Source organism: Acinetobacter sp. GW821-FHT01E09 (assembly GCF_059422385.1).
This window is the reverse complement of the sequence record NZ_JBWKWU010000001.1, coordinates 1184526-1201141: the sequence shown is the minus strand read 5'-3', so window position 1 is coordinate 1201141 and position 16616 is coordinate 1184526. Positions and strand designations below refer to the sequence as shown.

General features: G+C 38.3%; 14 protein-coding genes. 5 read left to right on the top strand and 9 right to left on the bottom strand.

The features are described 5' to 3' along the window. Nucleotides 1-73: 73 nt before the first annotated feature. The gene (locus tag AC07U8_RS05565; RefSeq protein ID WP_494737464.1) at nucleotides 74-1081 is read right to left on the bottom strand and encodes a FecR domain-containing protein; all 1008 of its coding nucleotides are present in this window, start codon (nucleotides 1079-1081) and stop codon (nucleotides 74-76) included. Between the two features lie 4 nt (nucleotides 1082-1085). Beyond that, nucleotides 1086-1592 carry a sigma-70 family RNA polymerase sigma factor gene (locus AC07U8_RS05560; RefSeq protein ID WP_494737463.1) on the bottom strand — a complete coding sequence of 169 codons (507 nt, stop codon included), beginning with the start codon at nucleotides 1590-1592 and terminating at the stop codon, nucleotides 1086-1088. A 579-nt stretch (nucleotides 1593-2171) separates the two neighbouring features. On the opposite strand from AC07U8_RS05560, the gene AC07U8_RS05555 reads away from it, so the two are divergent. From AC07U8_RS05555 to AC07U8_RS05535, 5 genes are all read left to right on the top strand, one after another. Further along, nucleotides 2172-4391 carry an Ig-like domain-containing protein gene (locus AC07U8_RS05555; protein WP_494737462.1) on the top strand — a complete coding sequence of 740 codons (2220 nt, stop codon included), beginning with the start codon at nucleotides 2172-2174 and terminating at the stop codon, nucleotides 4389-4391. 86 nt (nucleotides 4392-4477) lie between these two features. Further along, entirely contained in the window at nucleotides 4478-6628 is a 2151-nt protein-coding gene (locus AC07U8_RS05550; RefSeq protein ID WP_494737461.1) for a TonB-dependent receptor plug domain-containing protein, read from the top strand. Nucleotides 6629-6958: 330 nt separating this feature from the next. Next, nucleotides 6959-7537 carry a nuclear transport factor 2 family protein gene (locus AC07U8_RS05545; protein WP_494737460.1) on the top strand — a complete coding sequence of 193 codons (579 nt, stop codon included), beginning with the start codon at nucleotides 6959-6961 and terminating at the stop codon, nucleotides 7535-7537. Continuing rightward, nucleotides 7507-8010, top strand: a complete 504-nt coding sequence (locus AC07U8_RS05540) for a chalcone isomerase family protein (RefSeq protein ID WP_494737459.1) — start codon at nucleotides 7507-7509, stop codon at nucleotides 8008-8010. Before AC07U8_RS05545 ends, AC07U8_RS05540 begins: the two co-directional genes overlap by 31 nt. An 18-nt stretch (nucleotides 8011-8028) precedes the next feature. Beyond that, the gene (locus tag AC07U8_RS05535; protein ID WP_419262578.1) at nucleotides 8029-8727 is read left to right on the top strand and encodes a response regulator transcription factor; all 699 of its coding nucleotides are present in this window, start codon (nucleotides 8029-8031) and stop codon (nucleotides 8725-8727) included. On the opposite strand, the gene AC07U8_RS05530 is transcribed toward AC07U8_RS05535, so the two are convergent. The 7 genes from AC07U8_RS05530 to AC07U8_RS05500 are packed head-to-tail and all read right to left on the bottom strand — an operon-like array spanning nucleotide 8720 to nucleotide 16234. Then, nucleotides 8720-10042, bottom strand: a complete 1323-nt coding sequence (locus AC07U8_RS05530; protein ID WP_419262576.1) for a sensor histidine kinase — start codon at nucleotides 10040-10042, stop codon at nucleotides 8720-8722. The genes AC07U8_RS05535 and AC07U8_RS05530 overlap by 8 nt on opposite strands. 46 nt (nucleotides 10043-10088) lie before the next feature. Next, complete coding sequence (locus AC07U8_RS05525; RefSeq protein ID WP_096733481.1) at nucleotides 10089-11138, bottom strand: SAM-dependent methyltransferase; 1050 nt, start codon at nucleotides 11136-11138, stop codon at nucleotides 10089-10091. An 8-nt stretch (nucleotides 11139-11146) separates the two neighbouring features. Continuing rightward, nucleotides 11147-11926, bottom strand: a complete 780-nt coding sequence (locus AC07U8_RS05520; protein WP_096733480.1) for a DUF1295 domain-containing protein — start codon at nucleotides 11924-11926, stop codon at nucleotides 11147-11149. Between the two features lie 38 nt (nucleotides 11927-11964). Then, entirely contained in the window at nucleotides 11965-13161 is a 1197-nt protein-coding gene (locus AC07U8_RS05515; protein ID WP_096733479.1) for an SAM-dependent methyltransferase, read from the bottom strand. After that, on the bottom strand, nucleotides 13158-13952 hold the full coding sequence (locus tag AC07U8_RS05510) for a DUF1365 domain-containing protein (RefSeq protein ID WP_096733478.1): 795 nt from the start codon (nucleotides 13950-13952) through the stop codon (nucleotides 13158-13160). Before AC07U8_RS05510 ends, AC07U8_RS05515 begins: the two co-directional genes overlap by 4 nt. A 9-nt stretch (nucleotides 13953-13961) precedes the next feature. Beyond that, nucleotides 13962-15248, bottom strand: a complete 1287-nt coding sequence (locus AC07U8_RS05505; RefSeq protein ID WP_096733477.1) for an NAD(P)/FAD-dependent oxidoreductase — start codon at nucleotides 15246-15248, stop codon at nucleotides 13962-13964. After that, nucleotides 15245-16234 carry an acyl-CoA desaturase gene (locus AC07U8_RS05500; RefSeq protein WP_419262567.1) on the bottom strand — a complete coding sequence of 330 codons (990 nt, stop codon included), beginning with the start codon at nucleotides 16232-16234 and terminating at the stop codon, nucleotides 15245-15247. The genes AC07U8_RS05505 and AC07U8_RS05500 overlap by 4 nt, the downstream gene beginning before the upstream one ends. Between the last annotated feature and the right edge of the window lie 382 nt (nucleotides 16235-16616).

The window sequence follows — 16616 nt, the reverse complement described above, 5'->3', positions numbered from 1 at the left end:
ACCCCCTATTGAATACCAATGAGTTCTCTTATTAGCCTTGCCAGTTGAGTTTTAAAAAAGTGTCAACCTTAAATTATTTTTTTTCACCAATACTGACCCAATAGCCCTGTGCATAGCGATTGATGTCTAACTTATAGGTGACAGCCAACATGTTATATAGCGTTGGCAAATCATTGATTGGATAAGTCCCTGATATTTTAATCTGAGCAATATCATCATCTAAAGCAATATAACCCTTTTGATATTTTCCTATACGCTGTACGAATTCAGACAACGGCAGATCATTCACGATCATCCAGCCCTGCGTCCAACTGTTGCGTGTAAGATCAGCACTTGTAACCTCGGCGGCCTGCTCGTGATTCAAATGACTTTGCTGACCCGCCGCAACAATCACTGCCTGAGTTGGATGACGTTGTGGTTGTAATTTCACCGCACCTTGTTCGACGAACACCCACGACTGCTTTGGATCAAGCTCTACTGAAAATTCAGTACCCAAAGCCTGCATTTGCCCATGTTGGGTTTGCACAAAGAATGGGCGTTGCTGTTGATCTTTCGCAGTTTTAATCCAGATCTGACCTTTTCTTAGCACGACATTACGTTGCTTAGCGCTATAGTCCAGATCAATTGCCGATGCGCTGTCTAAATACAGTTCACCGCCATCGGGGAGTTTAATTTTTTCAATTTCACCCACTTTTGTACGATAGTCCGCCGTCCATTGTTGCTGCTGATTTAAGCTATAGCCTAAATACAGTAAGGGTAAACAAGCCAAAACCCACATGTAATGACGGCGTTTTCTCCATGAGGATGATGTGCTTTGCTTTAAAATAGGCCGTGCTACTTCTGTTGGCAGTTGATCAAAAGTATGATGCAGTTGCTGCATTTTTTGCCAAACTTTAGCATGCACTGAACTTTGTTGCTGCCAGATCTGTAATTGCTGTAATTCTTGCGGACTCAACTCGCCTTGGCTTAAACGCATACACCAATCAGCCGCTTCATTTAAAATTTGTTGCGTCTGTTGTTGATCTTGTTTTTGAACTAATTTTTGATTGTGTTGTTGTTCAGATTCATTCTGCTTTGACATTGGTTTAGTCGTCCAACATCGCAGACAGACAATGTACATACGCTTTTTTCATATAGCGTTTGACTGAACTTAGCGAAATATCCAATTTGACTGCAATCTCATTGTATTTCAGCCCTTCGAGCTGTGCATAGAGAAAAGTATCGCGTACCACCGCAGGCAATTGCTCTAGCAATTGTGTCACTTCAAGCAAACTTTCAATAATCAAACAGTGCTGTTCTGGAGAGATTTCTTCGAGTTCAGGTTGTAGCGCCAGTACGTCTAAATATGCTCGCTCAATATGCTTCCGTTGAATCCAATTAATCATCAAGCCTTTGGCTACAGTGGTCAAATAAGCACGTGGTTGCAATAATTCAATTTGCTGTCGTCGTGCCATCACTCTTAAGAAAGTATCTTGTGCCAAATCAGCTGCATCAGAGCTATTGCCTAACTTTTTATATAGCCATGCATATACCCAAGAATGATGTTCTTGATAAAGCTGAGCAATATCATGATTGGAAAGCGACGCAGACATGGAAACAGTTTATTTAAGCGAATGATAATTATTATCAGTAATTTAATGGCTAAATTCAATCATTATTTTCATCTTAACCACGCCCTTGTCCAACTCGCTTTTGTTGCACAAACCAATCTGTAGCAGCTTATTTAGCTTTGCGGTTTAAATTGGACAGCCCTGAATATCATAATATGCATACACTATTATTTGCTGACGGCAAAATCCTCAATCACCACGTGAAGTAGGCGAAGAAGTAGTCAAAAAATTGGTGACTATACAATAATTTAAATTAGCTAGATTGGACATATTTTGTGAGTGAAGGCTTGCAAAATATCGCTTCATCTTAAAGTACTTGTGTGACAGCAATAAAAATTTTCCACGCTTAAAAATTGGGCACCACGCTAATCTAGTTAAAAGACATTTCATCAATTCACAATAAATATCAACATGCTAAACAGAAATATTATATTGACTCTGTTTTTGTATTAGATTAGTATTTTTAATGTAAATAATTATCATTATCATATAGCCAACAAAGCATTGCCCTTTCTAGCCACGATGATTGTCCAGTTTTTTTATCAAGCAAAGGATAAAGCAATGTTGTTATCTAAAATGAAAATAGGTCATAAAACCCTGATTGCGAGTTCAATCTGTACCATTCTTGCTGGTTGTGGTGGCGGTGGTAGTGGTGGTGGAGAAAGCAAACCGAGCAATACTGCGCCCACAATTGATGCAATCAGCCCATTGACCATACAAACCCTAGATAGTAAAAAAATTAGCGTAACGGCGAAAGATGCTGAGAACAACGCGCTCACCTATAGCATCAAAACTGCGCCAAAATTAGGCACTGCCAGCATTGACAGTAAAACAGGTGTGATTACTTATATTGCAGGCAATGTGGTTGGCGCAGATACACTTGTGGTGAGTGTGAGTGATGGTTCACTGAGCACAGATCTGAGCATTACGATTAATACCCAAGTTGAGTCGGTGTTTGATTATCAATTCTACAAAGTCACCAACCCAGAAACAGGTAACTCTCAAATTGTCCGTTATGACCCTAACAACGAAAAACAGGACTATTACAGCAGTATCAGCAATGTGATTTTAGGTAATCGTGTCTTTGTGATGAGTGCTGCAAAAGATGGCGATAAGACGGTTTATAAAAAACGAGAATATGCGATTTTCCTTGACCCAAATGCATCTAAAGAAACGCGTAATTACACACCAGCTGGTGCAACAACAGCAACTGAATATACATTCTATACCGACAATATTCTAAAACGATTTGATGCAAGTAATCCAAACAGTCAAGCCATCATTTTTAGTAAAACATCATTACCAGCTGCATTAACAGCCGCAGGAATGACCGCGATTGGTGATACACAAACCATGTATCTCAATGAAATCGATATTGATAATTCCTATGTGCAATTGCGTACGTTTGCCAAACTACCTGATATTTTTAGAGGCGAACTGTCTGACAATATTAAAAATGCCTATATCACTGTACGCTTATCAGATGGCAAAGTGACACAAGGTCGAACCATTAAGCCGGTTGTCAATAACACGACTGGTAATACTGATTCAGTATTGGTCAACTACAGTGCTGCCTATGTCAAAGGAAGCTACCCAACCGCAAGTAATGAAGCTGCGCGTTTACAAAGCTGTACCGTTGATTTGGTCACCTGTACTGATATTGGTGGAGGAACAGGTCAATACTACTTCTTAGCGCAAAATGATAGCCATATTTATCTGGCAAAAGAAGGGGTAAAAACACTTTATGCTTATGATAAAACTGCAAAAACCTTAGCGAATGTAACAGGTGCAGAATACCCTGCAAATTATAATCCTGAACATCATCAACTTAAATTTGGTGGTGGACATGGTGGTGCGGGTATCTTTAGTAATTTCTTTAACATGCCAAATGTAGTCGATAATTTGGCAGAAGGTAATACTGGTTATTTATTGATTAATTATAACCTTGATACACAAAATGCAGCGATCACCCATACCATATTTGGCAACGCCTATGTCTTTAAAAATGCCGAAATTCTGAAATTGACAGGCACCAGCGCAAGCAAAATTTATGATAATGGCACTGGTACGGATTTAGCCAATAATTCAAGCAATGTGGCTTTGTCATATAACCTGAACCTTACTGCGGTCAAAAATGGTTATTTATTTGTCGAAGCGGCCAAGTTATCTAAAGACAAGATGAACCTTAACTATCAACAAGGCTGGTTAAATACTGCAACCACAACCACAAAAACAGCGTTGGATAATGCTGTCATTGATCAGGATATTCCATACTTTACTTCAATGCGAGTACCTGCGGTGGCAGTCGGTGATTATGTCTATATCAATGAGACCAATCCAACTGCAGCAGCAACCCGTGTTTATAACGTTTATAAATTACCACTCAATGCGCCAACAGCCAGCAAAACCAGCGTCACTCCAACGATTGGCCGTATGTACTTTGAACGCACTGCATTCCGTGCCAATGGTGTTTATGAAGGCAATGTATTGTTATGGAACAAACGTGCCAATCAGGCAACAGATCCAACTGACACAGTCGGTAGTATTGTCAATGCCACCACGGGCAAACTCATGGGTAACATCAAGGATCTAGAGGGTGGAATTACCAATGTCACTGCTGACGCTTCAGGTAATGTCACTTTGGCTGGGATTGGTGGTCTATTTGGCTTGCATATGACAGGTAGTCATGCTGGTGTTCCTTTACTGACCAGTGGCTTCTCAGAAAAAGAAAAATCATTGAAAAAAGTCAATGAAATTAATGGTTCTTGGATTACTGACTAAGCCATACATACTCATTCAATCGGGTTGCTGTTTCCATTCTTAAGATGGGGCAGCAACCCTGCGTTTATTTTGACTGGATTTCTGTCATGAACACACCTCCCTTTCTCCCACGCTATCTATTATTGGCCATGTGTATTGCTGGTGGATACTCTCCTTTCTATCATCTCTATGCAGCAGAAAATAAGAAAGATACCGACATAAATGATGAACACCCCACTAAACTGCCTGTCATCGAAGTCACAGCAGAAAAAGTCCTCAAGGCAGAGCGACAAAATCAACAAGAAATGTTTAACAAACCCTATTCCAAACAGATCATCAGTCAGGAAAAAATTCAACAGGAAGGCTTAGCCGATGTCAAAGAAGCGATTCGGGATATTCCGGGTGTTTCCATTACCGAAACTGGGGCTTTCGGTAAAAATGTAAAAATTCGTGGTCTGACTGGGCAACGCGTGGTCAGTGTTGTCGATGGCATCAAAATCGCCAATCAAGGTTTAGACCATTCAGGTTCTGGTGAAATCAATCAGGTGGATATTAACAACGTTGAAATGATTGAAGTGGTAAAAGGTAGTCCTGCGGTGATTTACGACCCGGGTGCATCAGGTGGCGTGATTATCGTCAAGACCAAACCTGTACAAATGAGTCAAGGCATCGGGGTCAGTCAAAAATTCGCTTATGATGAGGGTTATGACAAAACCAGTTCCACCACCAGTCTAAACGCAGGCATGGATAATTTTGGTGCAAAGGTGACTTATACCAAAGAATCGTCCAATGACTATCGGGTCCGTGGTGATGCTGATAAAAAATATGCGATTAGTAAAACCAATGCATTAAATGCAGTGAATAGCACAGTAACCGTCAAAGATTTGGGTTATGACGCCGAATCACTGAGTGCCAAATTATCAGGAAAATTTGCTGCAGATAGCCAAATTGATCTCGATTATGACCAATGGATCGGTAAAGATATTGCATCAGCGCATGGAAATACCATGCAAGATGCAATGGTGATGCTGTTGGCACGCAAAGAGCGTGAATCAAAATCCATCACTTATCGTAAAGACAATCTGGGTATTTTTAATAACTTCTCATTTAAATATAACAAACAGTCCTTATTAGAACGCCAACAAGAAGGCGGTTATACCGAAACCTTAGACAGTGATAATTTTAACGCCAATCTATTTTTAAACTGGCATCAATTACAAGCCAGTTTTGGTCTGGAAGCTATTTTAGATAAAGCCGTCACTGCGGTGTTTTCTGAACAAGATTATTATGCAGGTTTTACCAATTTAGAATATGACTTCGGCACATGGACAGGTTTTGCAGGAGTACGCGCCAATTATTGGGCAACCCGACAAAAATTACTGCCAGGTGCAAATGCTGAACTTGCCTCACAACTCATCGGTATTTCAGGAATTACCCCTGAAAAAACCATATTCGAACCAACATGGGCACTTGGAGCACAATATCACCTCACCGATACTCAAAATATTTCTGCCAACATCAGCCGTACTTTCCGCGCACCTGATTTGTATGAACGCTATACGTTTGGTGGCTTTTTGGGTGGAGGTTTAGCTTTACAACCTGAAGAAGGCTACCATGCCGAAGTGGCTTGGAAATACCTCAATGATCATTGGGCCTTAAATACCAGTGTGTTTTATAGCGACTTTGACCAATATATTTGGACGAAAACCAATCGTAGAGTTATTGATCGGGCTGGTTTGGAAAGTTGTATCCGCATCGGTAAATGCAATATAGCGACAGGCGATTTTAATGATCGTGAATCTGACTTTTTCCAAGACACCACCCGATATTATAATGCCGACCAAGTCAATAATTGGGGGATGGAATTCAGTGCCAATTATATGGATGAAGTGCATGACTTTGGTATTTCAGGTAGTTTTAATAAAATTGATTCTGAAGATGTTTTTGTACAAGCTGCGGCACATCCAATTGATATTAACAGCCATTATAAATATACCTTTAGCCAATTGCCGTTACAGCCATGGGTGAAAGGCAAAATTCAGACCGTATTTAATGAACCTCAAGTCATACAAAAAGGCGGCTTTAATTCTTATACCATCGGTAGCCTGTATGCGGGTTTTAATCATAAATATGTCAATTTAAGTGCGGGGATCCGTAACCTCGGCAATACCACCTATAGAGCTGCGTATAGTGGTTTAAATGGTCTGGAACGTACTTATTTTATCAATGCTGAATTTAAATGGAATAATTATAAATGAATGTAAATTTTTGGGTTGTTGCCCTCGCCTGTAAAAAGAGATTCAACATGATGATCATCTAACTCAATCTGATCTGTTCTATTTCAATCCAAAATTTATATAGAGTCCGTGAGACAAAATCTAAGCAAAAAAAGACCCTTAAAAATTTAAGGGTCTTTTTCAATATTTGGCGGAAGCGGCATCCCTATAACACTTGGATTCGTGGTACTGACATACTTTTAGCTATGTCTCTGACAGCTTTAATGTAGCGAAAATGATAATTTTTTATCCAACTTCACATCTCGTTCACACCGATTTATCTACAGTATTAAATAAGATTCAAAATGGATAATGATCGTGAAAAACCCAAAAAAAATCTTTGCCTCTATGTTGGCACTGATGTGTTTATCAGGATGTAAAAGCATTCCAAGTTATTCCTCAGATTATAGTTCCGCCAGAAATAATATTACGGGTATGACATTGACAGAAACCCAAGCATTAGAGATTGGCACTCGTTTCATATCTACCTTCAATACTTTAGGTACACCAGAATTCATAAATAAAGCCAGTTCTCTATATGCAGAGCACCTTTTTATCAATGACACACTTTCCCAGTTCTCATCAAGACAAAATTTACTAGAACATTTCAAAGGTATGAATAAGCGTGTTAGCAATGTCAAAGTAAAATTATTGAACACTACCTATCAGCAAGATTCTGCATATATACATTGGTATATGGCTTATGAGTTCAAAATTTTTGGTGTGCAAAGAAAAATGGCGTCATATGGCATTAGTGAAATTAAGGTAAATAAAGATAACCAAATTATTTTTCAACAAGACTTTTGGGATCCTGCAAATGGTCTATATCGTCAATTGCCTTATGTAGGAGGTGCTTATTCATGGTTATTAACATTCAAAAAATCATCTTAAGTATTGTGTGTATGACTGGTTTATCCATCAGCACGTCAACAACTCATGCTGCCTCTATACAACAATGTGCAACAGCAGCCCTTTTAATCGGGAAAAAACAAGTCGGTCAAGTAAGCTACTTTGCAGAGTCTTGTAAAAAAGCCTGGGATATGCAAAGTATTCAAATGAATTTTTCTTATACTCAAGATATTCCAGAATGGGCATTTAAACGTGCAGCCAAACATTTTTTAAAGAAAAATATTCCTGATTTTAAAGAGACATATGCTTTAAACCAAATTACACAGCTTTATAAACCAGTTAAAAATGGCGATTTATACACTTTAAGCTACGTCCATTCATCCCACACATTAACCCTTTTACTGAATCAGAAAACACTAGGTCATCTCCAAAATGATGATGCCAATCAATATTTTAAAATTTGGTTAGGTTCACAGCCTTTTAATGCTAAATTGAAACAACAGCTCTTAAATTAACGACATAAAGTTATTGTAATGACAAAGCATTTTATCCTTATGGTCGAAGACCATTACGAATTAGCATCTACCCTCTGTGAGTTTTTAGAAGCACATGGTTTTGTAATAGATCATGCCCGTAATTTAGACACAGCTCGAAATTTATTAAAACACAATCCTTATCACATTCTGTTATTGGATATTAATTTACCAGATGGCTCAGGTTACGATCTCTGTCATTGGTTAAGGAAAGAACAAGGCTTAGACATCCCCGTACTCATGCTCACAGCACGTGATACCTTAGATGACAAAATGAAAGGTTTTAGTTCAGGTACCGATGATTATTTGGTCAAACCATTCGACTTTAACGAATTGGTTATGCGAGTTCGGGCTTTGATTAAAAGATCAATGGGTGAGGTTTCTAATAGCCAATTACAAATTCACGACCTAATTTTAGATAGTGCACGACAAACTATTAGCCGTGCTGGTCAAAATATTGAACTTCCACCGATTCAATTTAAGCTCTTGAAGTTATTGATGAGAAACTCACCTAAAGTCATTACTAAACAAGAAATTGTAATAGAATTATGGGGTGATACAGAGCCTGAAAGTGATGCTCTACGCAGCCATATTTATAATTTACGTAAAATGGTTGATAAGCCTTTTAATCAGAAATTGATTCATACAGTGTCTGGCGTTGGCTTAAAAATTTCGCTTGAACTAGACTCACTTAGTTAAGATAGACCACCACGACCAATCCCGTGGAAGGCATTAAAGCAATATCATTGTGAATAGTTAAATAATATTGACGATCAAACAACTCCACACGCCAACCCAATTGCCTAGACAATTTCTGTACTAATTGTAGTCCAATACCATGCCCTTTGGTTTGTAACTTTAATTGAGGGCAAGATAACTCGTGTACTTTAACGTCATTGGGTAAATTGATGCCTATACCATTATCGGCGATCAGGACTTTATTTTTTTGCACAATAATATCAATTTCTGAACCTTGAGAATAATTTAAGGCATTACGTAAAATATTGCCAAAAACCATTTTTGTCATAGATGGATACAATAGCCGTGTCTGTTCATTCAGATCCTGTTGAAGATTGATCTGTATTCCCTTGACCTGCCCCACACTTTCTAAATCAACTTGTAATTCATGTAATATATTGAATATTGATCTGTATTCTGGAGTGAGCGTATTGGTGGTATTACGCGCAATTGCCAATAAGGTATCAACCAGTAACTGCATATCTTCAATGGTATTACCCAGACGAATAAAAGCTTTGTTATCGCCATAACGGGCTTGGCAAAGCTGAACATTGCCTTTTAGAACTGTTAATGGTGTCCGTAGTTCATGACTAACATCACTGCTAAACTCACGTTCACGATTAATAAATTCACTCAAAACCTGATGATATTTTTCTAATGCTTGTTTTAAATATTCTGCTTCCATATTTGCATCAGTGCTGATGTCTTTAAAAGGTGATGCTTCTTTGTTCTGATGTTCCCAATCGATGTGTTCTAAAGCATTGGCAAGTCGAGTAATCGGAGAAAAATAACGACGCGCACGCCGATTCCACCACCACAACACACTATAAAGTACAAACAAACTCAGCATTAACGGTGCTAAACCAAACAGCCATATTAGTTTATTGACATTACTTTCACCAAAAACCAAAAGAACATGCTGTCCATTACGCTCACCATAGACGGTCATACGTTCTTTACCATCGACAAAATGGCGACCAACTCCTGCTTTTAAATGCATGTTTTGAAAGCTAGTGGGGGTGACATTACTCCAGCGATATCCATATAAATTTTTGGTGTCAGGCAAATCTGCATTTGGATTACGTTCCACACGCATCCAATAATGTTCCATTTCCTGTTCAAGCGCAGTTTTCAATAACGTGCCTTTAATCACCCATGCACTACATGCAATACCAATCACAATCGACAAAGCGATCAATCCGATTTGCAACCAGTAATAACGATTAAAAACTTCACCCAAGGGATGAGTACGGTTGCCCTTAAAAAGCCTCAGCATAAATATATCCCTTGTATGACCCACTGAACAACACATTCAATTTAGATTATACGGCTTTCTTATGAAACAAAAAGTGACCAATCACCCATTCTTGCCCTTGTTCAAAACCAAACAGTTCAGCACAAGCCATGAAGAAGATTCGCCAACGTTGCCACCAAGCTGCTGCATCTTTGCCATAGGTTTTTTCAAATAATGGTTTTAAACGTTGTTGCTGTCGATCCATATTTTCAAGCCAAGCATTCGCCGTTCTTTCATACTGCGTACCTGACCACTGCCAATGCTGTTCTAACTGCAAGTGATCTTGAAAATGTAAGAAAGTTGATGCAGATGGCATCAGGCCACCACTAAAAAAGTATTTCGACATCCAATCATATTCATTTTTAATTTCAAATGGATAATGCAAAAAACGATGGCAAAAAATATGACACCACAATAATCCATCAGGTCTAAGCCAAGTATTTATTTTTTCAAATAGCTTTTGATAATTACGCACATGCTCAAACATTTCCACCGACACCACACGATCAAATGAACCGCTTTCAAGTTCTAGCACATTGACATCGCAGGTGATGACCGTCAAATGATTGAACTGTCGTAGTTTAGCTTGTTGTTGAATATAGGCTCGTTGGGTTGTGGAGTTCGATACAACAGTAATCTTTGCATTTGGATAATGCTCTGCCATCCATAAACTTAAAGATCCCCAACCACAGCCAACTTCCAAAATATGTTGACCATCTTTTAATTGTGCCCGTTCACAATAACCTGCTAAAGCCAATTCTTCGGCTTCATCCAAACTCGTTTGAGCATCGCGAAATAAACTCGCACTATATTTTAAGCGTTTACCCAGTACTGCCTGAAAAAACTCAGTGGGAAGCTCATAATGCTGTTGGTTGGCCTTATCCGTTTCAATCGCAATTTCACTGCACTTTAGCATACGCAGGACATCCATATAACGCTTGCTGCCCTGTTCAGGATCATAACGACCTTCTTGAATTAAGCGCTTTTTACTTAAGCTCCGTATCGCTGCACGTATCGCCTGATCTGGAACCAAGCCACTTTCGACCAGTTTTAAAGACTGCTGAATAATAAAATCCATGTTGTGATCTACTCTTTAGGTTGCCACGGAATAAACATTGACGTTCGTTGTTGATAATCTCGGTAATTTTGACCACGATGACGTAATGCTTGTTGTTCGCTAAACGGAATACCTGTGATGTAATATAAAAATGCCCACATCAGTAATGGATAAATCCATAACAGATAAAGCCCTGCGGCCAAACCTAAAATGGGGTAGGCAAACCAATGTAACCATTCAAAAAAATAATTTGGATGCCGTGAATACTTCCATAAACCTTGATCCATGGTTTGACCGTGATGATCTGGGTTCTGTTTAAAATGATACAGTTGTTGATCAGCCGTGCTTTCACCAATGAAAGCCAGCAACATAATGATTATCGCAACGACCAATGCCCAATTCGTCCATTCATTCCACTGTGTAGCTGGGGAACTCAGTAAGGACAGCATAGGGTAAGAAAACAAAAGCGCCAGTCCTGCTTGAAACATAAAAAAGCTCAAAAAGCCCAGATGTTTAAATTGCCCCATTGCACGACGCATATTGGCATAACGACGGTCTTCTTCTGTTTCATGCCAGTAACGGCGCACTAAATGCGAAGTCAAACGTAAGAACCAAATGCTGCTTGCAAGTCCAATAAATATACGTACAGCGATAGGTGCTGTATTCAGCAAAAATGCTGCAATGATGACATTCAGCGTAATACAGAAACTCCATGCAACATCGACTAAACCTGCACGACTGTTATAGGTCACGATGAGCCAACATATCAGCATAATCACGACATCTAGTAACAACAACTTGAGTAACATTTTGCTCACCCCTTGGCATATCCATGGATGTTTAAAAGTTAATAAACGTTGGCTTCAAACAACATATGCACATCACTAATCACTCCTTCTTTAAAACCGCCCTCGCAATAGCACAAATAAAAATCCCACATCCGAATAAATTTTTCATCAAATCCAAGTGCTAGAACCTGTTCACGGGCAGCTAAAAAGTTTTTCCGCCAAAGATGTAATGTTTGTGCATAGCTTTGCCCAATATCTTCTAAATGTTTTAAACGCAATTTTTGTTCAGATGCAGTTTGAGTTAATACACTGATGCACGGAATAAAGCTGCCAGGGAAAATATAACGTTTAATATAATCCACAGTTTTTAAGGCTTTTTTATAACGTGCATCCTCAATGGTAATCGCTTGAATCAGTCCTAATCCTTGCGGTTTCAACAAACTGCAACATTGTTTAAAATAGGTTGATAAATATTGCTCACCTACTGCCTCAATCATTTCAATGGAAACCAGTTTGTCGAATTTACCTTCCAGTAAGCGATAATCTTTTAATTGCACTTCTACCCGATGTGCTAAACCTGCTGCTTGAATCCGGGCTACTGCTTCATCATATTGCGCTTGTGAAATAGTAATCGTAGTCACTTTACAACCATAATTTTGTGCAGCATAAAGGGCAAAACCACCCCAGCCACTACCAATTTCGACCAAATGATCCATCGGTTTTAGTTGTAATTTTTGACAAATCAAATCTTTTTTATACTCAGAAGCTTGCTCCAAAGTCATTTCAGCATCTTTAAACACAGCACTGGAATACATCATTGATGGATCAAGAAATAATTTAAAGAAATCATTGCTCAGGTCATAATGATCTGCAATATTTTTACGGCTGCCATCAATTGAGTTGTTGCGTTTTTTATACCAAGCTTTTAAAAAAAATTGACTTGCCTGAGCAATAATATTTTGATTTAGCGTATCCAAAAGATCACGATTACGTGCCAAAATTTGAATCATCTCAACCAAATGATCAGTACTCCAATAACCTCGAATATAGCCTTCGGCTGCACCTAAAACGCCATGCTTAAAAATCAAGTCCACCAGTTTTTTATCATGAACCTGAACAACCGCAATTAACTCCATATTGTCGCCGACAAAACCATTCCACACCCCTTGAAATATAATTTGACCATGACGGAGCTTTAATAAACTTTGTAAAACCAAAGGCAGTGAGTCTTGTTCAGTGGAAATAAGTGCTTTCATGGCATTGTTTTTCCTTTGTCTTTTTTAGGATGTCGATAAAATGGTACTTTTTTCCTCCATAAGCGAAAAGCATTCAGATAAATTCCTGCCATCATTTTGAAAGGTTCAAAGACACTGTAAATAGCATATCGATGCTGCTGTGAAGAAACTGTGATGGGTACTAATAAAAATTGCATAGTCGCGTCAAATTGCAGTACATCTTGTTGAAAAAGTTGCATATGAATGACATTTTGCTGGCTAGAAAAACTAAAATTCCACAGGTAATTCATGTCCATTGGCATAAAAGGCGAGACATGAAATGATTTTTTAAACTTGAATCGATAGCTGCTAAACTGCGAATGTTGTACTACTTTGTTACGACAATCATGCACATATACTTTACGTTCATCCCACGGCGTGTTGGTTATTTCACTCAGAATAAACAGTGGCTGTTCATGGGCATCAAAAATAAAATAAAAAACCACTGAGTTAAAACGAAAACCTAAAGTCCGCGGTAGCGCTAAAACTCGGATCTGTGTATCTGAAGCCACTAAACTATTGGCTTGTTTTAATATTATTTTTTGAATCTTTTGCCGAATTGAACCATGTTCTTCGATTAAAAAATCATTTGGATCAAGTTTAAGCAGATTCCATCGGCTAGATGACCATAAATAAGATTGCTGGGTAATAGATAGGATTTGATCTGGATCAAACCATAAATAATTCAACTGAGCTTCAAATTTATGTGACTTAGGCAAATAGCGTCGATGCCGTATCACTACAGGGGCTACAGCGAGTTTAGTCATCAACATTGCCTACTCCTAAATCACATCAGCCATATGTTTTTCTAATTGCTCTACTACTTGAGCAGCACTGCGTACCCCATCCTCATGGAAACCCCAGCCCCAATAAGCACCGCAAAATGATGTTCGATTTTGGCCATTAATATCTGACCAACGTTGTTGCGCTTCTATAGCTTGAGCATTAAATACAGGATGGCGATAATCACGTTCGACTAAAATTTGCTTTGGATCAATTTGAAAGTTAGGATTCAACGTTGCAAATATTTGTGTTTGACAGGATAAATTTTGTAGTTTGTTCATCCAATAACTAAACGCGTAATGAACCGTAGACTTCGAACTTCTTCTATCAAAATTAGCTTGATCTGCAGTAACATGCACATGCCAACTCGCCCATTGAGATTTACACTTTGGCATAATAGTCAAATCACGATGTAGCACCATTTTGTTATCTTGATAAGCAAAATTAGACAACACCTCTTGCTCTTGTGCGGTAGGATCATTTAATAACTTTAGGCTATCATCGGCATGACTAGCAAAAACCACCCAGTCAAATTGCTGTGCATCACATTCTGTTTGCACAATCACTTGATCAGCTAAGCGAGACACACCGATCACCGCCAGTTTTTTAAACTCAATATTTGCTGACTGCTGCTGGATGGCTTGAACATAACGTGCAGAACCACCTTTGACGGTTTGCCATTGTGGACGATCTTTAAGCTGTAACATGCGATGATGTTGAAAAAAGCTCACAACGAATTTATAAGGAATTTGTCCCACTTGATCAATTGGACATGACCATAATGCCCCACACATTGGATATAAATGCTCTCGGCGAAAAGCCTCGGAATAAGCATTTTGATTTAAATAGGCTTCAATACTCAATGTCGTATCATGCTCATCCACAATGACGTCTTTATTTGCGGCATAAAATTTAAAAAGATCAGAGAGCATGGCTCTAAAATTAGATTTTAAAAAGTTTTGTGGCCTGCTCAGCAAAGAAATTTTTTTCGACGGATTATATTGTAATCCTGAGACCTGATTATTGACTGAAAAACTCATATCACTGTTTTGTGCTTTTACTCCTAGCTCGGTGAGCATATTGCTAAACAATGGATAATTATAATTATTGAATACGATAAATCCGCTATCGATAGCGAGTTTTTGCTCATCAATCATCAAGTCATGAGTATCAGTATGTCCCCCAAAATAATTATTTTTTTCAAATACAGTTACCTGATGATGCTTTGAAAGTTTCCATGAGGCATACAATCCAGAAACACCTGAACCAATAATCGCAATTTTCATGTAGATTCCCCAGTTGAATTTTTCTTGGTCTTTGTTTTAATAAATATGTTTACTTTACTTGCTGATTGAGCAATTTTACTGACCTCATACACTCGTGCAGGTATTGGTTTCAACCCCCAGACCAAACCGACCCAAGACATAATTTTTAGAACATAGTAGGTGATATCAATTTGCCACCAATAAAAACCTTGTCTTGCACTTCCTGCATAATAATGGTGGTTGTTATGCCATCCCTCCCCCAAAGTAATAATAGATAAAAATAAGTTGTTTCGACTTTGATCTTCTGTTTCAAAATCTCGACTTCCATATAAATGCGCCAGAGAGTTAATACATAACGTCGCGTGAATTAATAAAACTGTTGAAACAACGAACCCCCAAACCAACAGCTGTAAACCTGATGTTGCAAGTGATGGATATACGACCGCCAGCCATTCACCGAAAGCATAAATCGCTACTGCGGTAAGAAGCACAATGATCAAACTAAAACGATCCAACCAAACTAGTTCAGGATATTTGAGCCAATCTTTAATCACCTCTTTACGTGTGGCAAAATTATAATCATTTAAAAACCACCCTATATGGCTGTACCAAAAACCATGTGTAGACGAGTGTGGATCTTGTGCTGTATCCGTAAATCGATGATGATAACGGTGATGCGCTGCCCACCACAATGGTCCACGCTGGGCACTCATTGTTCCAATCAATACAAAAATAAATTGAACGACTCGAGAAGTTTTAAAAGTCTTATGAGATAAATAACGATGGAAAAATGCAGTAATAGAAAACATCCGAATCAGATAAAACATCAGCATAAAAGCAAGGGCAAACCAAGATATCCCCACATAAAAAACCGCCAGACATGCAATATGCAAAATGATAAAAGGAATAATACGCACCCATTGAATCTGCTTATTCTCAGATGAAATGGACTGTGCCTGAATCGGTTTGGACCAACTGTCTATCCACTGCATAACACGATTCAACATAGACTGATCCTAATTTTCTAATCATCAGATTTTGTATAAAAGAGTTTAATCAATTCGAAATGAAATTTATGTGAAGTAAATAATTTTTTTAATGGTACTGACAACTGAATGGAGCTAACAATGTCAATTTTTAGACCTTTTATATTCACTTTAATACGATACCCTATTCAGGCTGTGAACAGAATATAAGGAACAAAAACAATCAACTTGATATTATAAAATGATTATATTGGTTTTATATTCAAAAAATAAAACAGATCTTTAGGCTGATGCTGGTTATTAAAAAATAATTCAAATTATGACACTATTCAATAACTCGAAGTAATGGCTTGCTTACCTTATTCACAGCAACTTGAGCGCAAGCAACTTTATATTGAAAGGG